Here is a 20,964-nt window from a genome sequence, read left to right as displayed (position 1 = left end):
TCGCCCATGTTGCGCGGACAAGGGCCGCTTTCAATCCCCGTCAGGGGAGGAAAGGGCAGGGCAGTGATGCTCCGGCCCGGAGGCCTCCGTCCAGGAGACGGTGGAGAGCCGATCCCGCTCCAGCTGGCGCCGCTCGGCCCGCGACAGCGCCGCCAGAGCGTAATTGGGTCCAAGCCCCTGGCGCCGCGCCCGGTCCCAAAGCCGCGCGCAGGAGCGGGCCGACCACGGCAGCGCCGCCTGCGCCATCCAGCGCCGCAACTCGGGGGCCAGCGCATCGTAAGAGCGCATCGGATCGCCCGAGCGCGCCCGGCGGCGCAGGCTCGTAGCGCCAAGGTTGCGGCTCATGTCGCGTCCTCCGGCAACCGAACAAGGCGCGGGGCAACGGCCCCTTGGGCAGCCCGCATCAGCCCCGCAGCCTCAGCCGGCCAATGCCTGCTGCGCGGCCTCGTCGGCGCGCCGCCAGGCCGGGAAAGGGTCGGGATAGTCCGGCAGGTCCCCCGGCCCAGACGCGGCCAGCGCGGGCACAAGGCAGGTATCGAGCCGCGCTTTCAGATGCGGCCAGTCGATCCCCGCCCCGATAAACACGATCTCCTGACGCCGGTCGCCCCAGGGCTCCTGCCAATGGGCGGTCATATAGGCCCGTGCGCTGTCATGATCGGGGCGGCGCGCCTCCGGAACCGTGGCCCACCACTGACCCAGCGGGGTGATCGAGGACAGCGCCCCGGCGAGCGAGAATTCAGCCACCCAATCGGGCCTGCTGGCAATCCAGAAATGCCCCTTGGCCCGGATCACGCCCGGCAGATCGCCGGTCAGAACCGCGAGGATCTTTTCGGGAATGAACGGCTGGCGCGCCCGGTAGACGAAACTCGCCACGCCGTATTCCTCGGTTTCGGGGACGTGATCAGCAAAGCCGTAAAGCTCCTTGGCCCACATCGGATGCTCATGCGCACGCTCGAAGTCGAACAGCCCGGTGCCCATGATCGCCTCGGCCGGGGCGGCCGACTGGTCCGTCTCGATGATGCGCGCATCGGAATTGAGCGCGCGAATGATCTTGCGGGCGGCGTCGACCTTCTCCGGCCCGGCATCGGAGACCTTGTTCAGCACCACCACATCTGCAAATTCGATCTGGTCGGTCAGCAGATGCACCAGCGTCCGCTCGTCCTCCTCGCCCTCTGGTCCGGTCAAGGATTCGCCCCGGTCGCGCAGGAAATCATGGCTGGAATAGTCCTGCAGCAGATTGACCGCATCGACGACCGTCACCATCGTATCGAGCCGTGCGACATCCGACAGGCTGTCGCCGACCTCATCGCGGAAGTCGAACGTGGCAGCCACGGGAAGGGGCTCTGAAATGCCGGTGGATTCGATCAGCAGGTAATCGAACCGCCCCTCGGCGGCGAGCTTGCGGACTTCGGCCAGCAAATCGTCCCGCAACGTGCAGCAGATGCAGCCGTTCGACATCTCGACAAGTGTCTCGTCGGTGCGGCTCAGCTCCGATCCGGCGCGCACCAGGTCGGCATCGATATTCACCTCCGACATGTCGTTCACGATCACCGCGACGCGGCGGCCTTCGCGGTTGTTCAGCACGCGGTTCAACAGCGTCGTCTTGCCTGCGCCAAGAAAGCCGGACAGGACGGTGACGGGCAGGCGGGAATCGGTCATGGGGCCTCGCGGGTTCGATTATATCAGGTAACTACGCCAGTTGCTCGACATAGGCAATCGGTGAAGTTACCTTACCGGCAGGAGATCACCGATGAAGCGCAACAGCCGACTGTCCCTTGCCTTGCATTCGCTGGGCCATATGGCGGGCGATCCCGAACGGACCCGCACCTCGGCCGATATCGCGGCCCATGCGGGCACCAATCCGGTCGTCGTCAAACGCGTTCTGGGCCGATTGCGCGCCGCTGGTCTCCTGATTGCCGAAAGGGGCCATGCGGGCGGCTGGCGGCTCGCGCGGCCACCTCATGAGATTACGCTGGCGGATGTCTATCTGGCGCTGGACGAACGTCTCGCCCCCGCCGCCGAAGAGGCAGCGCCCCGCTGCGCGGTCGAGCACGCGCTCGAGCAACGCATGGCAAGCCTGATGGACGAGGCCGAAAGCGCTTTGATCTCCCGCCTTCGGACACTGACAATCGCGGCGGCGCGCGAGCCGGTCGAGTAGCCCGCAGGCTTTATCCGGACCGGCGCGTGAGAATGGCTGGTCCGGGATGTTCGCCTTTCGCCATAGGCGTCGCTTCCCTCATCCGCTCCCGGCAAGCAGCGTAGCGTTGCCACCTGCGGCCGTCGTATCGGTGCAGACATGCCGCTCCAGAATGAACGGAGCGGTCTCATCCGGCGATGTCACAAGCGGCAGGATCGGCCCCCCGCGCGCGGCCAGTGCCTGGCGGATCGCCCGCAAACTCGCCTCATCTGCGAAAGAGGCGACCAGTGCGATCCCGCCCAGATGCTGCAGATCCTCCGGCGCGAGCCGCCCGTCCAGTGCGCCCTGACCCGAGGCTCCGTGCGCGACCGTAACCGCCACGCAGCCATGGGCCATCGCGCTCTCCCTCTGTCGCGCCGCATCCTCCACCGTCGGCCCCAGACATAGTGCGATCCCGCGCGGGTAGCGCCTCAGACGATTGCTCTCCCCGGTTGGCCCGGGCATCCACTCTTCGGCGGTCCAGTTGGCGGGAGGCGACACCGCATCGACCAGGGCCTGCACCGCAGGCAAAGGCACCGCCTCTCCTTCCGGCACCGCCCCATCCGCGCGCGGCGCGCCGTAGAACCGTGCCACATAATCCGGCCCGCCCGCCTTCGGCCCGGTCCCCGAAAGCCCTTCCCCCCCAAAGGGTTGCGAGCCCACAACCGCCCCAATCTGGTTGCGGTTCACATACGAATTGCCCGCCTCGATCCGCTCCGTCACCCGCGCCGCTCGCGCCGTGATCCGCGTATGCAGCCCAAAGGTCAGTCCGAACCCCCGCGCGTTGATCGCATCGACCACCGCGTCGATCTCGCCCCCGCCGAAGCTCGCCACATGCAGCACCGGCCCGAAGACCTCACGCGCCACATCGGAGATCCCGCCCACGCGCACCAGCGCCGGCGCGAACAGATGCCCCGCACCCGCTACAGGCCCCTGCGCGATCAGCCGACCCTCGGCCCGGGCAGCCTCGACATAGGCGGTGAACCCGTCCCGCACGCCTGCATCGATCACCGGCCCCACATCGGTCGCCAGCTCCCAAGGATCGCCGACCGCAAGCTCCGCCATCGCGCCCTGAAGCATCGTCAGGAACGGCTCCGCGACATCCTCCTGCACATAAAGCACCCGGCAGGCCGAACACCGCTGTCCCGCCGACTGAAACGCCGAGGCGACGACATCGCGCACCGCCTGTTCGGGCAGGGCGGTCGAATCCACGATCATCGCGTTGATCCCGCCGGTCTCTGCGATCAGCGGCGCGCCCGGGTCCAGGGCCTCCGCCATCGCCCGGTGGATCGCCTGCGCCGTCTCGGTCGAGCCAGTGAAGCACACCCCATCCACCCGCCGATCCGAGGTCAGCGCCGCCCCCACATCGCCCGCACCGGGGAGCAGCTGCAAAGCCTCGGGCGGCACGCCTGCCTCGTGCAGCAGCCCCACCGCCAAAGCCGCGATCAAAGGCGTCTCTTCGGCGGGCTTGGCGATCACGGAGTTGCCAGCAGCCAAAGCCGCCGCGATCTGCCCGGTAAAGATCGCCAGCGGGAAATTCCACGGGCTGATGCAGGCGAACACCCCGCGCGGCGCCCCCTCCCGCGCCTCGCCGGCATAGTAGCGCAGGAAATCCACCGCCTCGCGCAACTCCGACACCGCGTCGGGCAGCGTCTTGCCCGCCTCCTGCGCCAGCAGCGCAAAGATCTCCCCGAACCGTGCCTCATAAAGATCCGACGCCCGGCGCAGCACCTCCGCCCGCTCCGCCACCGGCGCATCCCAGACGCGGGCGGCCGCTAAAGCCGCCTCGACATCCGCAGGGCTCGCCAGCGTCACCGTTCCGACCGCACCGCTCCCGGTCGGCGACACCGCTTCGATCACCTCACCGCCAGAGCCTTCGGCCGCCACGATCGGCCCAACCTTCCACCGTGCCCCCCGAAACGGCGCGCGCGCCGCCTCGATCCCGGCCAGCGCCACCGGATCGGTCAGATCCCAGCCCCGGCTGTTGCTGCGCGGCGCGAACAGGGCAGGGGGCGAGACCACGCTTGTCACCGGCGCTTCGGCATCCTCGAACGGATCGGCCGCCACCCGCTCGGGCGGCACGCGTTCGTCCACCACCTGATTGACGAAGGAGGAATTCGCCCCGTTTTCAAGCAGCCGCCGCACCAGATAGGCCAGAAGCTCCCGGTGCCGCCCGACGGGCGCATAGATCCGGCACCGCGTCCCGCGCTTGCGCTTGACCGCCGCATGCAGCGCCTCGCCCATGCCGTGCAGCCGCTGGAATTCAAAACTCCGCAGATCCTCCGCCATATGCAGGATCGCCGCGACCGTATGCGCGTTATGCGTCGCGAATTGAGGATAGATCCGGTCCGTCATCCCCAGCAGCTGCCGCGCCACGGCGATATAGCTCACATCGGTCGCTGATTTGCGGGTGAAGACCGGGAACCCGTCCAGCCCCTCGACCTGCGCCAGCTTGATCTCCGCATCCCAATAGGCGCCCTTGACCAGCCGCACCATGATCGACCGATCCAGCCCCTCGGCCAGCGCATAAAGCCAGTCCACCACATAGGGCGCGCGCTTGCCGTAGCCCTGCACGACCACGCCGAATCCGTCCCATCCGGCGAGGCTCTCGTCGCCCAGGACCGCCGCGATCACGTCGAGCGACAAATCCAGCCGGTCCGCCTCCTCTGCATCGATATTCAGACCCATCCCGGCCGCCTTGGCCTGCTGCGCCAGATCCAGAACGCGCGGCACGAGCTCTTTCAGCACCCGCGCGCGCTGGCTTTCCTCATAACGCGGATGCAGCGCTGACAGCTTGATCGAGATCCCGGGATTATCCCGCGTATCCTGCGCCTTGCAGCGCTTCGTTAAAGCAGATATCGCCCCTTGATAGGACGCAAAGAACGCATCCGCATCCGCCGCCGTCATCGCCGCTTCGCCCAGCATGTCGTAGGAATAGGTGAAGCCGTCCCGCTCCAGTTTCTCCGCCCGCTCCGCCGCCTCGTCGATGGTCTGCCCCAGCACGAACTGCCGTCCCATCTCGCGCATCGCTCGCGTCACGGCGGCCCGTACCAGCGGCTCTCCCAGCCGCCGCGCCGCCGAACGCAGCAGGCCGCCCGCCTCGTCCTTGCTCAGGATCCGCCCCGTCAGGGCCAGACCCAGTGTCGAGGCATTGACCAGCATCGATCCCGAATGGCCGAAATGCTCGATCCACTCGCCAGGCCCGATCTTGTCCTCGATCAGCGCATCGACCGTCTCGGCATCGGGCACGCGCAGCAGCGCTTCGGCCAGACACATCAGCGCCAGACCCTCATCGGTCGAAAGACCGTATTCCGCCAGAAAGACCTCCATCAGACCCGGCCGCGCGTGATCGCGCAGATCGCGCACCAGCGATGCGGCATCGGCGACGATCTCGAGCCGATCCGCCTCGGGCAGCGCGGCCTGCTCCGACAGCCACCGGACCTGCTTCGCTTCGGGCGCCCGGATATGCGCGCGGATCTCGGCTCTCAATGCGGTCAGGTCGGGGGCAGGGGGGTCAGCTTGAACATTCATCGGGCGGCCTCCTCGAATTGGACGCGGCCAGATTAGCAGAAAAAGGCAGGGCAAGGCGTCCAACTTGCGGCGTCCGGCTTGCCATTTCGCCTGAATATCAGCAGGAGATCGGATCAAACGGACCGGAGACCGCCCATGAACGCTCCAATCGACCCGATCGACCAGCGCATCATCGACGCGCTCGCCCACGACGGCCGGATGTCCATCGCCGCACTCGCCGCCGAGGCGGGCCTGACGAAGACCCCGACCCAGACCCGTCTAAGACGCCTGCGCGAGGAGGGCTACATCCTCGGTTTCCGCGCTATCCTCGATCCATCAAAGCTGGGCCGTGATCACGTCGCCTTCGTGGAGGTCAAACTCGACAAGACCGGAGAGAACGCGCTTGCTGCCTTCAACGCCGCCGTCCGCAAGATTCCCGAGATCGAGACCTGCCATCTGATTGCTGGCGCCTTCGATTATCTGCTCAAGGTCCGCACCCGGGATATCCGCGCTTACCGCACCGTCCTCGGCGAACGCATCTCGTCGTTGCCGCATGTCGGAAGCACGTCGACCCATGTGGCGATGCAAGCCGTGAAGGACGAGATTCTCTGATCGCAAAAAAGCGTTGCATCGCGGTTCTGTCGTGCTCCGCGTTAACCAGGGGCGCAACGCAAATCCACCGACAGGATACCGACGCAATACCGACCGGATACCGACATGCCGATTTGTCGCAGTTCGCCGTCATTAACCATGGGGGAGGGCGGACGGTACCGGCCCGGGAAGAACCGGCACCGCCCTTGAAAATCGGACACATCCGGGGAGGGACATCCGATCAAATCCAGCCGGTCGGCCAGCGGGAAAAATACCGCCACCGATCCGACCGCCGGTCACCCGACTAGAGCCGTAGAGCCCTGAAATTGCAGGGGTTCAGCCCAATGTTCCAGGCCTTAGGCCACCACTCGCGGAACATGGGCAAAGTCGCATTTAACGTGGCGTCACGAAAGTGAGGGAAACCTTACCTCGCAATTCCGTCCACCGGGTCCAGAACGAACATCTGGTTCTGAAACGCCGCCTTCAGCACCGCCTGCGCCGTCGTCTCCACATCCAAAGCATCCCGCGCCAATCTCAGGTGTTTCTCCACAGTCGCCGCCGTCAATCCGAGCAGAAGGGCGATGTCTTGCGTCGTCTTTCCATCGCCGACCCACTGCAAAACCTCGCGCTGGCGGCGGGTGAGGGGGCGGGAGCCGACATAGGGAAGTGTGAGCAATTTCAAATGCATAACGTTATTCATGATAACGATGTCCTTGCCGTGCTCGGTCCAGGTCTGATCGATCTCCTCTTGCGACAGACCCTCCTGGCCAGTCAGGGCAATCCCGCCCTTTGACCGCTCGACAACCGACTTGAAACTGATCGTATATCCGGTCCGAACGCCCATCTTATGGTTGTAATCGATTACGCGGCGCTCGCTGGCCGTCAGATTGCCCGTGCGGACCATCTCGTCCATCCAGCGCCAGCTGCACGCGCCTTCGTTCTCCAGCGCCCATTGCACCATAGGCCCATGAAAATAATGGCCTTCGTCGATGAAAGTGGTCATGTAGTCGGTGCTGTGGTTGGTCAGTAGCACCATATCCTGCGGATCACCCAAAGAGGTGCTCGTGCGGTAGCGAGTATAGCCGTAGATCAGCCGGTCAAATCCGTACTCTGCCATCCTGTCGCAGTGAATATCCCAAAGGGTTTCAACGGTTTGAGCGTTGGTGGCGTCGCGGAGATATTCTCTTAAGCTCATGATTTCTCAACAAAAGATAAAAGCGCATCTATAGCCAGAATATACGAGAGCTCTCCGAAGCCTGCAATCTGTCCAATTGTGACAGGTGCAATCATAGATTGATGGCGAAACGGCTCTCTGGCGTGGATGTTCGAGAGGTGAACCTCAACAACCGGCACGTTTATCGACCCGATCGCATCGCGCAGGGCCACGGATGTATGAGTAAGGGCTCCGGCATTGAAAGCGATGCCTTTATAGCGTCCTTCGGCCTGGTGAAGAGTGTCGATCAGAACGCCTTCGTGGTTCGACTGAACGCAGTCAAAATCCGTCCCGCGCGACTTCGCATGATCGCGGCAAGCAGCTTCGATCTCGGCGAGGGTCCGAGAGCCATAGACATCAGGCTCGCGATGACCGAGGCGATTCAGGTTCGGACCATTCAGAAGAAGAAGATCGGGCATAACAACATCCTTGCTCGGCAAAGGGTTATCGGCACTATGGTAGGGATGTCGAGGCTAGATCGGCAGGGTTGATCGGCTTAGGCTTTATCCCATAATCATTATTATGTTAAGTAAGCTAGGGTCGCTGAAGAGGCAGCGGAGGAAACCAGTCTGGCACTGTCCCATCCGCGGCGCGGTGTTCCATTGCGTAGATCCATGATGTTGGGCTGGCCCAATCCCACGGCACAGATGTCAGATCGACTGTTGGGTCTGTGAATTGCTGCATGGGACGACCGTTCAGTGACACCTGAACATCAGCATAGACAGCAACATCGCCGTGGCCACCCTCAGCCCAGATCTCCTCAAGCTGCTGAGCGAACATATACGTGATATCCGGCCTTGCGAGGACATTTCTGGCCTGCCTTCGGCTCATGAGTTTGTAGGGATCTGCGATCCACTCTTCACCAGATGGCGCAACGATCCTGAATGTGCCTTCGCTGACGCGTGCATAGATCCGCATACGCCATGAAAATCTGTGTCCATCGCCTGTCCATCCGACGAGATTATTGAAGAAGATCTGACGCTGAGGAACATAGATCTGAACGGCAAACCAAAGCGTTAGAGCCATGAGACCGATTGTACTCAGCCGGAAGCCGGTACGTTCTTCGCTCGGTATCGAGGTGACTTGGCCCTCGCCGTCGCGGGATTTTCCAGTCACGCGCCGCCAGAGCTGCTCCGGCCAGTCGGGTGCGAAGAAGATCGTCGTCAAAGCCAAGGTAATCCAAGGGAAAATCCCAATATTGAAGAGCTGCGCGTTTGACCAGTGAAAGAAGGCGTAGACCAAGAAGATTGCGAGGCGCGTTCGCTTCCAGAGAAGCAATGGCGCACCGATGATGTGAAGCGCCACCGTTCCCCAGGACGCCACGATGAAAGCCCACTCGTATTGGAATAGAAATCCAAAAAAAACATCGTCACCACGGTCGCTTAGCCACAGACGTAAAGGTTCTCCCCGCAGCCAGTCATCGGTGATCTTGACGATGCCAGCATAGATCAGGATGATCTCGGTCTGCGTCTTCAGAACGGTGAGCGGCCATCTGGGGATGAGGGTGCTTTTAACGCGGGGGAACAACCAGGCATCGATCGAAAAGGCGCGGTTGGCAGGCATGAATGCCAAGAGGATCCCGTAGAGGATCACCATATAGTTGTGATTGAGGTATTGAGCCCGGTCGAGCAGGAAGAAATAGGCAAATATCACTGTCAGAAGGACAATCGAGACACGGTAGAACAAACCCGCGGCGACCATCACTCCGAAGAGCCCTACCCCGCCCCACAGGATATGGATCCACGGCTCCGGAAGAGGCTGAGCGAAGGGAACGAACGGAAAGGTGAACTCGGTGATAACGTAGTAACGCTCGATCCGCTCGTAGTTGACGTAGCGCCACCAATCCCATGCCAGGATCAGACCGAATGCGATCCGGACAACCACCAGTGACTGGATGCTGATGGGTGTTTCGAGATAGGCGCGCAAACGCTCTAATCTTGTGGATTGAGAGGCCATGTGCGCTCCTCGATCTTTCGTATTGGATTTTTCCGTCCCGATTGCCTCTTTCATTTCCCAAACTGCGAAGCATCGCAAGCGGCCTCTGGGATGGGCGCGCCAGGTGTCGGAGGATTAATCTCAGGCGAGGACTTGCATCACGCGAAGGTTCCTCGGACAAATCGCCGAAAGCTTTGGGAAAGATCGCCAGATGACACTCGTAAAGAACGTGCCTTGGGATGAACTGACGCTCGGGATGGAGGCGCAGGTCCGCCGCCTTTGCGTTGCTGATGATCTTTACGTCTTTGCGCATGCCAGCGGCAATCTCAATCCGATGCACCTGCCAAAAGAGGATGGCGACGGCGACGGGGTGCCCGAAGCTGTCGCGCCGTCCTTATGGATCGGTGCGCTGATCTCGTCGGTGCTTGGCAATCAGCTTCCGGGGCCAGGCACGCTTTACCGGGCGCAGAACCTGCGCTTTCTCGACAGAGCAGAGGCCGGGGATGAGCTGATCGCATGCGTTCGCTGCGTGGAGAAAGGGCCGGACCGCATGGCGCGGTTCGAGACTTGGGTCGACCGGGCCGACGGAACGCGCATTTGCGAGGGTGAAGCTGAGGTGACCGCTCCTGAACGCGCAATGAGCTATGCGCCGCATGAAGTGCCGGGCCTGCTTGTCCAGCGGCATGTGCATTTCGATCGGCTGCTTGAACAGGCAGAGCCCCTACCCCCGATCCCGACCGCCGTCGTCGCGCCTGAAGGTGCAAAGTCACTTGGAGGTGCGATCCTGGGCGCGCGCCACACCTTGATCGATCCGATCCTGATCGGGTCGGCCGAAAAAATCGCGGCTGCGGCCAAGGAGCTGGGCGAGGATATCTCCCGGTTCGAAATCATCGACGAAAGCGATCACAAGAAGGCTGCCAGACGCGCAACCCAACTGGTTCACGAGGGACGCGCTCGCGCGCTTATGAAAGGCCATCTGCATACCGATGAGCTGCTGCGTGCGATCGTGAACAAGGAGACAGGCCTAAGAACGGGCAGACGGCTGAGCCATGTCTTTGTAATGGACGTTCCGGGGATCGATCATCTTCTGATGGTGACCGATGCGGCGATCAATATCATGCCGGATCTGAAAACGAAGGTGGATATCGTTCAGAATGCGATCGATTTGGCTCGATCCCTTGGGAACGAGGTTCCAAAGGTTGGTATTCTCTCTGCTGTCGAAATCGTCAATCCGGCGATACCATCGACGCTCGATGCAGCCGTTCTGTCAAAGATGGCGGAGCGAGGACAGATCGTCGGCGGCATTGTCGACGGACCGCTTGCGATGGACAACGCGGTCAGTCTAGAGGCCGCGAAAACGAAAGGGATCAAGGGATTAGTGGCAGGACGGGCCGAGATCCTAGTGGTGCCGAACATGGAAGCGGGCAACATGCTGGCCAAGGAACTGACCTATGTCGCACATGCGGAAGCGGCGGGTCTTGTGATGGGAGCCTCGGTGCCGGTCATTCTGAACAGCAGATCCGATGACGATGACGCACGCCTGGCCTCCTGCGCGGTGGCCGCGCTTTATAACGCGTCCCTTGGCAGATGACTGATCTTATTCTCGTTCTGAATGCAGGATCGTCCTCGCTTAAATTTGCTGTCTATACGGCAATGCCGGACATAGAGGAGGTTCTGGACGGTCAGGTTCACTCGCTCGGAGCTGAGGCCGAGCTTGAACTGCGTCAGGCTGGCGATACCGAGACGACGCATCTGGGCCAGGCCGATCACTCTGCGGCCTTGCATGCCATCCTCGATGTTCTGTCGTCTGTTCTGGAGCGAGGCAGAATCTCGGCAATCGGGCACCGCGTCGTCCATGGAGGGGCGCATTTTTCGGCGCCCGTCGAGCTGACGTCAGATGTCCTTGCAGAGCTTGAGGATCTCGTGCCCCTCGCTCCGCTACACCAGCCGCATAATCTCGCGACGATCCACGCATCAATCGAAGCTTTTCCTGACGCGCTGCAGGTTGGATGCTTCGACACGGCCTTTCATCGCACTCAACCCTGGGTTAACGATACCTATGCCCTGCCCCGTGAGTACTACGACGAAGGTGTTCGGCGGTATGGGTTTCATGGATTGAGCTACGACTTCATTTCGAGCGCGTTGCAGAAAATAGCCCCGGACATCGCTTCAGGGCGGGCCATTATTGCGCATCTTGGCAATGGAGCGTCGATGTGCGCGCTAAAGGACGGCCGCAGTGTCGGATCAACCATGGGATTTTCGGCGCTTGAGGGCCTTCCCATGGGTACGAGGAGCGGGCAGATTGATCCCGGCGTCCTCCTCTACCTCATGGACGAGAAATGTATGTCGGGCGAGGAGATTTCAGAACTTCTCTACAAGGAAAGCGGCCTTAAGGGGCTTTCAGGATCAAGCGGCGATATGCGGACGCTCGAGAGGTCAAAGGATCCCTTGTCTGACAAAGCCATCGATTACTTCTGTCACCGTATTCAAAGAGAAATCGGATCTCTGATGGTCGATTTAGGCGGCCTCGATGGTCTTATCTTTACAGGCGGCATCGGAGAGAACTCTGCTCTTGTCAGAGCGCGGGTTTGCGACGGGTTATCCTGGCTTGGTATCGATATCGATCAGAGCAGAAACGCGAAACACGAGACCGATATCGGGACCGGTCGGGTGAGGGTCCTGCGTATTGCCACGGATGAAGAGCGTGTGATCGCTCAAGCGACATTCAATCTGCTCTGAGCGCGGCTTGCGTGCGCCTGTCGCTTGGGGGTATAGCGGCCCATGTCTCCATGGCCCATAAGCGCATGACCTCAACTCCCCATCAACGTATTGAAACGCCCGCCGTATCCTTTGTTATTCCTGCCCTTAACGAAGCAGGTGCGGTTCCGCAGTTGATCGATGGATTGCGAACAACGGCCGGTGAAGCGTTCAGCTTTGAGATCCTGATCGTCGACGATGGCTCTAATGACGATACGGTCGATCTTGTCCTGCAGGAGCGCGAATCTGATCCCCGGATCCGGCTACTCAAGAATCGAGAAAATGCAGGGCAGAGTGCAGCCGTCCATAACGGAACCCTCCACGCCAAAGCGCCTATCGTCTGCACCTTGGACGGAGATGGACAAAATCCTCCGGAGGACGTCCTGAGCGTCTGCGCGCCGCTATTGGCGGCGGGTAGATCCAAGCAGCTTGGGCTTGTCGCTGGCCAACGCGTTGCGAGGCAAGACACGCTTTCGAAACGGTTGGCATCCCGATTTGCGAATGGTCTACGCTCGCGTCTTCTCAAAGACAGCACGCGAGACACCGGTTGCGGTTTGAAGGCGTTCCGGCGGGATGCTTTCCTGTCGCTTCCGTATTTCAATCACATGCATCGCTACCTCCCGGCTCTCTTCCAAGCGGCTGGCTGGGAGATCCGTCTTGTCGACGTGAGCCATCAGGCACGACTGGCCGGAAGTTCAAAATATTCCAACCTTCAAAGAGGTTTAGTTGGCATCGTTGATCTATTCGGGGTCATGTGGCTCTTGCGCCGCCGTAAACTTGCCGAAGCCGATGAGGTCTTGACTGCCCATGAGATGCAGGCGCGCTGATGCAGGCTCTTTATGATTTTTTGGATGTGGATAGTGCCGTCGAATTCTGGTGGGTCATGTTCGGCCTGTCGGGGCAGCTTCTCTTCATGTCCCGCTTTATCGTTCAATGGATCGCATCGGAGCGGGTCGGAAAATCCGTGATGCCGATTGCCTTTTGGTATTTCTCGATCAGCGGCGGGATCGTCCTCTTTTGCTATGCAGTCTACAGGCAGGATCCGGTCTTCATCCTCGGACAATCCATGGGGCTTATCATCTATCTCAGAAATCTATGGCTGATCCGATCCGAGCGGAAAAGAGATGTCGCGGGATAAGGGCTGGGTCGGACCGGCCCTTCTTTTAATTTTGCTGGTGACCGGAGCTCGAATCGTGACGCTCTGGTTTGCGGAAGCTGACCTGTTTGTCGATGAGGCCCAGTATTGGTTCTGGGGTCAGAATCTTGACTTTGGATACTATTCCAAGCCGCCGATGATTGCCTGGGTTATTCGTGCCGCCACGGAGCTTGCGGGAAGCGATGCGCCATTCTGGGTGAGGGTCCCTGCCCCGCTCCTTCATGGTCTGACGGCGTTCCTGATCGGGGCGCTTTGTGCGCGTCTTGCCGACAGAACAGTCGCCATCTGGGCCGTTGCTACCTACCTGACCTTACCTATCGTTGCTGTTGGCTCCGTTCTGATATCGACGGATACTGTGATGGCGCCGTTCCTCGTCGGAGCGTTTCTGGCCTATTTCCGGGTCCTACGAGATGGCGGTGCCGGATGGGCCTTTGTCGCAGGGATGCTTTTTGGTCTTGCAATGATGGGGAAATATGCAGGCTTCTACGGCCTGCTCGGGATCTGTCTTGCAGCTGTCTTTGTCAAAGCGGCCCGGCCCGGATGGGCGAATATGTCGATCGTTCTGGGGGCGTCGGTTCTTTTTCTAGGTCCGAACATCTGGTGGAATTTTGCCAATGATCTCACGACGGTCGAACACACGCTCGATAACGTGAGCTGGGTACGGAAAAGCGATCCTCTTTCTATCGATGTCGGTGGCCTTCTCCTCTTTCTCGGCGGACAGCTGATTGCCTTTGGGCCGATTCTTTTCATCGCGCTGATTGGCGCGGCTTTGACAGAGAAAGGATGGCGTTCCGGGTGGCTGGTCTGGCTGTCCCTTCCCGTTCTTCTTGTCGTTTGCGCTCAGGCCCTGCTGGCCGAAGCCTACGGCAACTGGGCGTTCGTTGCCTATCTGGCGGGAACGGCCCTGGTTGTGATGTGGCTTTTGGACCGCGCCCCGGCTTTGCTTGGTCTGTCCGTCGCTTTAAATGCGTTGTTGGCGAGCTTCATCGCGCTGGCGCCCGTCTTTCCCGATGCCTTGGCGTTTGGGGACCGTCCAAGCCTTATGGCACGGTATATGGGCCGGGACGAATTGAGCCGCAGCATATTGGATTTGGCAGACCAAGAGGGTGTCGAAGCGGTTGTCGCATCCAATCGCGATATTTTGGCGGATCTTTTCTATACCGGTCGGGATCAGACTATCGATATCTATTCATATGACGATGGCGGCCGCCCTGATCATTTCTACGAACAGAACTACGCGGCCCCAGCCGAGCTTGGAGCTCATATTCGGATCGGGAAGAGAGATCCCGGTTGCGGCTCTCAGCTTGCGGATTTGTCGCCCGAGGATGGCGCCTATGCAGGCGATAGCGTTCTCGCATTCTTGTGCGAGTGACCTGAACTCTTTCAGGCTTTAACCGAGCGCGTATCCCGCGCCGCGAACCGTTCGGAGAGGATCTGATCTGCCGTTTTGCATCAGGGCTTTTCTCAATCGGCCAACATGGACATCGACGGTTCTGGTATCGACATAGATATCCTTTCCCCAAACGCGGTCGAGCAAAAGGTCTCGTGACCAGACCCGGCCCGGCTTTTCCATGAGGGTTGCCAGAAGGCGAAACTCCGTCGGGCCCAATTTGATCTGTTCGGAGCCCCGGCTTACGCGGTGGGTTTCGGCATCCAGGGTGATATCCTCGAATTCGAGTATTTGCCCTACCGTCGCCGGTCTGACGCGGCGCATCTGGGTGCGTACGCGTGCCATGAGTTCGACCACGGAGTATGGTTTGACCACGTAGTCATCCGCACCCGTCTCGAGACCGCGGACTTTGTCCACCTCTTCGGACCGTGCCGATAACATAATGATTGGGATCGACCGGGTCTCGGGCCTTTGTTTCATCCGGCGGCAGATCTCGATGCCGGAGACATTCGGCAGCATCCAGTCGAGGACAATGACATCCGGGTTCTCTTCCTCGATCAGAAGCAAAGCTTCCTCTCCGTCCTCCGCCTTGCGAACGGCAAAGCCTTCGGCCTCGAGATTATAGGCGAGAACCTCGCGCTGTGCCGGTTCGTCTTCGACAACCAGAACCTGAGGCTGCGGACCGCTCATGGCACTTCAGCCTCGGTAGCGAAGGGAGTTTGGTCGTCCTTCGGTCTCGCGTCCTCTGGGAGTTCGCCGGTCACGAGATAGATGACCTGTTCGCAAATGTTGGTGACGTGATCGCCCATCCGCTCCACGTTCTTTGCAATGAAATGGAGGTGCATGCAGGGAGTGATGTTGCGCGGATCCTCCATCATGAAGGTCAGGAACTCGCGGAACAGAGCGTTGTACATCTGATCCACGTCCAGATCGCGTGCACGAACATCTTCCGCCAAGCTCGCATCTCTTCGAACGAATGCGTCCAGAGCATCCTTGAGCATCCCCTGAACTTCTTTCGCCATGCGGCGGAGGCCAGCCTCCGATCCGTCCATACGCGGCATCTCGGCCAGGACCGAGGTCCTTTTGGCCATGTTCTTCGCGTAGTCCCCTACCCGCTCGAGATTGCCGTTGATTTTCAGAACCGAGAGGATCATCCGCAGATCGGTTGCGACCGGCGCTCTTTTGGCGATTGTCGTGGCTGCGATCTCGTTGATCTGCTCTTCGAGCGCGTCGATCCGTTTGTCGTTCTTGCGGACCTCTTCCGCCAATTCAACGTCTCGCGTTTCCAAAGACCGGGCTCCATCGAGAATGGCAACCTCGACAAGGCCGCCCATCTTCATGATCAGAGCCAAGATCTGTTCGAGATCCCGATCGAAGGCGCTTGCGATATGCTGGCCGGTATCTGAGTTTGACATGACCTGCGTCCTCAACCGATTTTGCCGGAGATGTAGCTCTCCGTGCGATTGTCTTTGGGTCTGTTGAAAATCGTATCCGTATCGTCATATTCGACGAGATAACCAAGATGGAAGAAGGCCGTTTTCTGACTGACGCGGGCGGCCTGCTGCATCGAGTGCGTTACGATCACCAACGAGTAATTCTGGCGCAGCTCATCGATCAGTTCCTCGACCTGCGCGGTGGCGATCGGATCGAGAGCCGAACAGGGCTCGTCCATCAGGAGAATCTCTGGCTCTGTCGCGACGGCGCGGGCAATGCAAAGCCGCTGCTGCTGGCCTCCTGATAGACCTGTACCGGGCGCATCCAGGCGGTCTTTGACCTCGTCCCAGATTGCGCCACGGCGCAGCGCCTTTTCAACGATGTCATCAAGATCTGCCTTGTTCTTGGCCAGACCGTGGATCTTCGGTCCGTAGGCAACGTTGTCGTAGATCGATTTTGGAAAGGGGTTCGGTTTCTGAAAGACCATCCCGACTTTGGCACGGAGTTGGACGGGATCGACCTTCTTGTCGTAGATATCCTCACCATCGATCCGGATGTCGCCCTCGAACCGCGCAATATCAATTGTGTCATTCATCCGGTTGATACATCTAAGAAAAGTAGACTTGCCGCAGCCCGATGGCCCGATAAATGCGGTCACGGTCTTGTCTTGAATATCGACGTCGACATCTTTGATGGCGTGGTTGTCGGCATAGTAGACCTGCACATTGCGGGCAGAGATCTTGGTGTCGTTTTGCGTGCTCATGGCACTGGTCATAACATGCATGTCTTCCAAGGGATAATCCTCCTACCAGCGGCGTTCAAAGCGGCGGCGGAGGAAGATCGCCACGGCGTTCATGAAGACGAGAAAGACAAGGAGCGTTATGATTGCTCCTGAAGCGCGTTCGACAAACGCTGGATCCGCGCGCTGGGTGAAGTTGTAGACCTGAACCGGGAGCGCGGTTGCCGGGTCAGTAAAGCCTTCCAGCCCCAAGTCAGGATATTCGCGCACGAAGGCAACCATACCGATCAGCAAAAGCGGCGCTGTTTCGCCCAACGCCTGCGCAAGACCTATGATCGTCCCTGTCAGGATACCAGGCGCCGCAAGCGGCAGGACATGATGGAATACGGTCTGCATCTTCGAAGCGCCCACGCCTAGGGCAGCGTCCCTGATCGAAGGTGGGACCGACTTTAGTGCAGCACGAGTTGCAATGATGATCGTTGGGAGCGTCATCAGTGTGAGGACCAAACCGCCGACCAAAGGAGAGGATTGCGGCAGACCAGCGAAGTTGATGAAAATGGCAAGCCCCAGGATACCGTAGACAATGGACGGAACGGCGGCGAGGTTGGCGATATTCACCTCGATGATGTCGGTGAACCTGTTCTTGGGCGCGAACTCCTCGAGATAGATCGAGGCAGCGACGCCGATTGGTAGTGCCAACACCAGCACGACGATCATCATGTAAAGCGACCCGATGATCGCAACACCAAGCCCGGCCGCTTCGGGCCGGTTTTCCGAGGCGTCCGGGTTGGTGAGGAAGTCCCAGTTGAACCGCTTTTCGATGACGTCGTTTTCGACGAGCAGATTTGTGAGAATGAGCTGATCCGGCGTCACGTTTGAATCACGTGTCGCACTTTCCATCGAGACGCGGTCCTTCAGAAATCCATCGATCCGACCGTTTGCGAGAAGATTGAACGTCACACTCTCGCCGATGAGATCCTGATTGCTTCTGACGAAATCGAGAAAGGTCGCAGGAGCCTCGCCCGATATCATCCGACCGATATCCGCATCAGGCATATCCACCGGGCGGAGGTTCAACGCGTCGACCTCTGCGAGGAGGGCCTGCTCGAGTATGGGTTTGACAGTGAACGTCGTGATCGAGTCCAGTTGCCCATCTCCGTCCTTATCTAGCGCCTCTGCAGATAAGGGGACATCGATCGTGATAAACGCCTGCTGAAAGGACGAGAGGCCATTCAGCAGGATGGATGTCAGAAGAAGTACAAGAGCCGCGAATGCTATGCCTATGGCGCCAAGACCATAGGCCTTAAAGCGGGCCTCGGCGGCGTTCCGGCGCTTTGTTCGCTTGTCTTCGGTGAGCAGTGATCCCCTGCTCTCGGGCGCCGATGATGCGGTGTCGGTCATTCATACTGCTCCCGGTATTTGCGCACGATCACGAGAGCGATGACGTTCAGGCCAAGCGTCATTACGAAGAGCGTCAGGCCAAGCGCGAATGCAACCAGCGTCTCAGGCGAGGCGAAATCGGTGTCCCCTGTCAGCTGGCTGACGATCTTGACCGTCACGGTGGTCATCGCTTCGAACGGATTGAGCGAGAGCCTTGCAGCCGCGCCCGCCCCGAGAACCACAATCATCGTCTCGCCGATTGCCCGGGACGCGGCAAGAAGGATCGCCCCGACGATACCAGGCAGGGCAGCCGGTATGATCACCTGCCGGATCGTTTCGGATTGGGTCGCACCCAACCCCAAAGATCCATCGCGCAAGGATTGCGGGACGGCGTTGATGATATCGTCCGACAAGGAGGATACGAATGGAATGAGCATGATCCCCATCACCAAACCGGCCGTCAGCACAGAGGAAGCGCTGTCGCCGAAACCGGTTGGCTGCGCAAAGTAGTCGCGGAGAAACGGGCCGACAGTCACGAGCGCAAAGAGGCCATATACGATTGTGGGAATACCCGCGAGGATCTCAATCGCCGGCTTTGCGATCGATCTAAGTCGTGGCCCTGCGTATTCCGACAGATAGATCGCAGCAAAGAGCCCGACTGGAACCGCGACGAGCAAAGCGATGAAAGAGATGTAAAGAGTGCCCCACAACAGGGGGAGGATCCCAAGATCGGAGTTGCCGCGAAAGTTGGGCGACCACGTCGCTGAGAAAAAGAAATCTGTCCAGCTATATTGCCGGAAAAAGTTGATCGTCTCGAACAGCAAGGAGAGGATGATGCCGACTGTCGTCAGGATCGCAATGGTCGACGCAAAGATCAGGATCCCCCTGACCGTTGTCTCAACTGTATTTCGCGCTCTGAAATCTCTGTCGGTCCGTAGATAGGCAAATGTCAAACCGCTAGCTGCGAGGGTCAGAACGACCAACGTCATGATCAAGTTGTACCGCGCATCAAGCAACCGATACTGCTGAGCGGCGGTCAAGGTGGTCTCTGTCACGTTTGAACCAAGAGCGACGCCGACTTCTCCCAACAGGTCGCGGACGTTTGTAAGCTCGACCCGCATATCGCGAGCTGTCTCTTCGGTCATCTGACCTTCGTCGACCGCCGTTGTCAGTCCATCGGCAACCCGCCTGATATCGCTCATCATCAATGTACGCGATGAACCCGCCGAAATGGCATCGTCGGAAATGGAGCGCGAGACAGCGGTATTGATGAGGATTGGCTGTAGAACAAGCCAAACGATCATCAATAGGAAGGCTGGGATGCACGCGAAGATGAACGCGTTGGAGCCGTAGTAGAATGGAAGGGAGTGTAGGTTTCTCGCATCGCCATCGGCCGACAGAAGCGCCCTGCGCCGAACGACGAAGAAGCCAGCGATCCCGATGGCGAGAAGGACCAGAACAAGGGTCGGTGTGGACATCAAGGCGCCTCGGATCCGGTCAAATCTGCGTCGTCATCGTCGTTTGGAGCTGGGCGGATGCGTCAGACGCGTCCGCCCAGTTAAGTCTTACATCGATTCCGACATTGTCGTCTCGCTGTCGATCTTGCCTTGGGTCTCGGCTAGTTCCGGATCAGCGACCAGCCCATATTGAGCAAGAGGTCCGGACGGTCCTGCAATCTCGTCCGATACGAAGAAGGCCGCGAATTCCTTCAGGCCGGGGATCACGCCGATATGGGCCTTTTTGATATAGAAGTAGAGCGGGCGAGACACCGGATAGTCGCCGGCAGCAATGGTTTCAGTCGTCGGCTCGACGCCGCCCATGGTCGCGACTTTCAGCTTGTCGGTGTTGTTCTCGTAGAATGCGAGACCGAACACGCCGACGCCGTTCGGGTTGCTGTCGATCCGAGCGAGTGTCTCAGTATAGTCGCCATCAATATCGACGGCGACGCCGTCAGAGCGGACTGCCATGCAAGCTTCTTCGGTTGCATCTTCGTCGCCGCCATTGATCTCCATGATCTGTTCCATCGCGCCGCTGTCTTCGCAGCCCTGCAGGATCACCTGCTCTTCGAAGACTTCGCGTGTGCCGTGCTTGGTTCCCGGAATGAAGGCGATGATTTCCGCATCGGGCAAACTGTCGTCGATCTGGCTCCAGTTCGCGTTCGGGTTCGCAACCATCGCGCCGTCCTGAGGGATCTCGGCGGCCATCGCCCGATACCACTGCGCGGGCTGGAATTCGGTGAAGGCGGGACCATCGGTTTGGCTGGCAAAGACGATACCGTCATAGCCGATGCGAACTTCGATGATGTCGGTCACGCCCGATGCGGCGCATACCTCAATCTCGCCTTCGCGGATCGGCCGGGACGCGTTCGCGATATCGATCGTGTTTTCACCGACACCTTCACAGAAGCGCTTGAGACCCGCGGAGGAGCCACCTGATTCAACGACCGGAGTGGGGAAGTCGAAGTTCTCGCCAAATGCCTCGGCGACGATCGAGGCGTAAGGTAGCACAGTCGAGGATCCAGCGATCTGGACATTCTCGCGCGATTGAGCAGAGGCCATAGTGGCACACGCAACAATCGCCAGCGACGAAACGGTAAGCTTCGTGAAGGACATGAAGAACTCCTGTTGTGTCAGATTGCGGCTAGGCAGTTAGCCGTCAGATCGTGGAATAGGTCTGCGCAGAT

Annotated in this window: 19 protein-coding genes; 7 read left to right on the top strand and 12 right to left on the bottom strand. The window is 59.9% G+C overall.

Annotation, left to right across the window (positions count from 1 at the left end; translation table 11 throughout):
- Positions 1–30: 30 nt before the first annotated feature.
- Both AAD018_RS07885 and AAD018_RS07880 read right to left on the bottom strand, forming a co-directional pair.
- Positions 31–345 carry a DUF6525 family protein gene (locus tag AAD018_RS07885; protein WP_367314946.1) on the bottom strand — a complete coding sequence of 105 codons (315 nt, stop codon included), beginning with the start codon at positions 343–345 and terminating at the stop codon, positions 31–33.
- Between the two features lie 72 nt (positions 346–417).
- A complete protein-coding gene (locus AAD018_RS07880; RefSeq protein ID WP_367314945.1) occupies positions 418–1,659 on the bottom strand; it encodes a GTP-binding protein in 1,242 nt (413 codons plus the stop codon).
- 91 nt (positions 1,660–1,750) lie between these two features.
- Between AAD018_RS07880 and AAD018_RS07875 the strand changes: the two genes are divergently transcribed.
- A complete protein-coding gene (locus AAD018_RS07875; RefSeq protein WP_367314944.1) occupies positions 1,751–2,158 on the top strand; it encodes an Rrf2 family transcriptional regulator in 408 nt (135 codons plus the stop codon).
- 78 nt (positions 2,159–2,236) lie between these two features.
- Here AAD018_RS07875 and putA read toward each other — a convergent pair whose 3' ends face one another.
- Positions 2,237–5,707 carry a bifunctional proline dehydrogenase/L-glutamate gamma-semialdehyde dehydrogenase PutA gene (putA, locus tag AAD018_RS07870; RefSeq protein ID WP_367314943.1) on the bottom strand — a complete coding sequence of 1,157 codons (3,471 nt, stop codon included), beginning with the start codon at positions 5,705–5,707 and terminating at the stop codon, positions 2,237–2,239.
- Between the two features lie 135 nt (positions 5,708–5,842).
- Between putA and AAD018_RS07865 the strand changes: the two genes are divergently transcribed.
- Entirely contained in the window at positions 5,843–6,298 is a 456-nt protein-coding gene (locus AAD018_RS07865; RefSeq protein ID WP_367314942.1) for an Lrp/AsnC family transcriptional regulator, read from the top strand.
- Between the two features lie 403 nt (positions 6,299–6,701).
- Here the strand turns inward: AAD018_RS07865 and AAD018_RS07860 are convergent, their stop codons facing one another.
- From AAD018_RS07860 to AAD018_RS07850, 3 genes are all read right to left on the bottom strand, one after another.
- Positions 6,702–7,472 carry a helix-turn-helix transcriptional regulator gene (locus tag AAD018_RS07860; protein ID WP_367314941.1) on the bottom strand — a complete coding sequence of 257 codons (771 nt, stop codon included), beginning with the start codon at positions 7,470–7,472 and terminating at the stop codon, positions 6,702–6,704.
- Positions 7,469–7,909: a type II 3-dehydroquinate dehydratase gene (gene aroQ, locus AAD018_RS07855; protein ID WP_367314940.1), complete on the bottom strand. Its 441-nt coding sequence runs from the start codon at positions 7,907–7,909 to the stop codon at positions 7,469–7,471. The genes AAD018_RS07860 and aroQ overlap by 4 nt, the downstream gene beginning before the upstream one ends.
- 115 nt (positions 7,910–8,024) lie before the next feature.
- A complete protein-coding gene (locus AAD018_RS07850) occupies positions 8,025–9,446 on the bottom strand; it encodes an HTTM domain-containing protein (RefSeq protein ID WP_367314939.1) in 1,422 nt (473 codons plus the stop codon).
- 190 nt (positions 9,447–9,636) lie between these two features.
- Here AAD018_RS07850 and AAD018_RS07845 point away from each other — a divergent pair, with 190 nt between their 5' ends.
- From AAD018_RS07845 to AAD018_RS07825, 5 genes are all read left to right on the top strand, one after another.
- A complete protein-coding gene (locus AAD018_RS07845) occupies positions 9,637–11,016 on the top strand; it encodes a bifunctional enoyl-CoA hydratase/phosphate acetyltransferase (protein ID WP_367314938.1) in 1,380 nt (459 codons plus the stop codon).
- Positions 11,013–12,164 (top strand): acetate/propionate family kinase, encoded by a 1,152-nt coding sequence (locus AAD018_RS07840; RefSeq protein ID WP_367314937.1) that lies wholly within the window; start codon positions 11,013–11,015, stop codon positions 12,162–12,164. Before AAD018_RS07845 ends, AAD018_RS07840 begins: the two co-directional genes overlap by 4 nt.
- 65 nt (positions 12,165–12,229) lie before the next feature.
- Positions 12,230–13,009, top strand: coding sequence for a glycosyltransferase family 2 protein (locus AAD018_RS07835; RefSeq protein ID WP_367314936.1), 780 nt, complete (start codon positions 12,230–12,232; stop codon positions 13,007–13,009).
- Positions 13,009–13,320: a lipid-A-disaccharide synthase N-terminal domain-containing protein gene (locus tag AAD018_RS07830; protein ID WP_367314935.1), complete on the top strand. Its 312-nt coding sequence runs from the start codon at positions 13,009–13,011 to the stop codon at positions 13,318–13,320. The genes AAD018_RS07835 and AAD018_RS07830 overlap by 1 nt, the downstream gene beginning before the upstream one ends.
- 55 nt (positions 13,321–13,375) lie before the next feature.
- On the top strand, positions 13,376–14,710 hold the full coding sequence (locus AAD018_RS07825) for an ArnT family glycosyltransferase (RefSeq protein ID WP_367314934.1): 1,335 nt from the start codon (positions 13,376–13,378) through the stop codon (positions 14,708–14,710).
- 18 nt (positions 14,711–14,728) lie between these two features.
- Here the strand turns inward: AAD018_RS07825 and phoB are convergent, their stop codons facing one another.
- The 6 genes from phoB to AAD018_RS07795 all read right to left on the bottom strand — a co-directional run bounded on the left by phoB (position 14,729) and on the right by AAD018_RS07795 (position 20,893).
- Complete coding sequence (gene phoB / locus AAD018_RS07820; protein ID WP_367314933.1) at positions 14,729–15,418, bottom strand: phosphate regulon transcriptional regulator PhoB; 690 nt, start codon at positions 15,416–15,418, stop codon at positions 14,729–14,731.
- A complete protein-coding gene (phoU, locus tag AAD018_RS07815) occupies positions 15,415–16,143 on the bottom strand; it encodes a phosphate signaling complex protein PhoU (RefSeq protein WP_367314932.1) in 729 nt (242 codons plus the stop codon). Before phoU ends, phoB begins: the two co-directional genes overlap by 4 nt.
- An 11-nt stretch (positions 16,144–16,154) precedes the next feature.
- Positions 16,155–16,925, bottom strand: coding sequence for a phosphate ABC transporter ATP-binding protein PstB (gene pstB, locus AAD018_RS07810; RefSeq protein ID WP_412005216.1), 771 nt, complete (start codon positions 16,923–16,925; stop codon positions 16,155–16,157).
- Between the two features lie 42 nt (positions 16,926–16,967).
- Positions 16,968–18,302: a phosphate ABC transporter permease PstA gene (pstA, locus tag AAD018_RS07805; RefSeq protein ID WP_367314931.1), complete on the bottom strand. Its 1,335-nt coding sequence runs from the start codon at positions 18,300–18,302 to the stop codon at positions 16,968–16,970.
- Positions 18,299–19,759: a phosphate ABC transporter permease subunit PstC gene (pstC, locus tag AAD018_RS07800; protein ID WP_367314930.1), complete on the bottom strand. Its 1,461-nt coding sequence runs from the start codon at positions 19,757–19,759 to the stop codon at positions 18,299–18,301. The genes pstA and pstC overlap by 4 nt, the downstream gene beginning before the upstream one ends.
- A gap of 87 nt (positions 19,760–19,846) precedes the next feature.
- Positions 19,847–20,893 carry a substrate-binding domain-containing protein gene (locus AAD018_RS07795; protein ID WP_367314929.1) on the bottom strand — a complete coding sequence of 349 codons (1,047 nt, stop codon included), beginning with the start codon at positions 20,891–20,893 and terminating at the stop codon, positions 19,847–19,849.
- Between the last annotated feature and the right edge of the window lie 71 nt (positions 20,894–20,964).

The organism is Aestuariibius insulae, assembly GCF_040783535.2.
Taxonomy (GTDB): Bacteria; Pseudomonadota; Alphaproteobacteria; order Rhodobacterales; family Rhodobacteraceae; genus Aestuariibius; species Aestuariibius insulae.
Note: the sequence above shows the minus strand (reverse complement) of the source record. Positions and strands in the feature narration are given on the sequence as shown.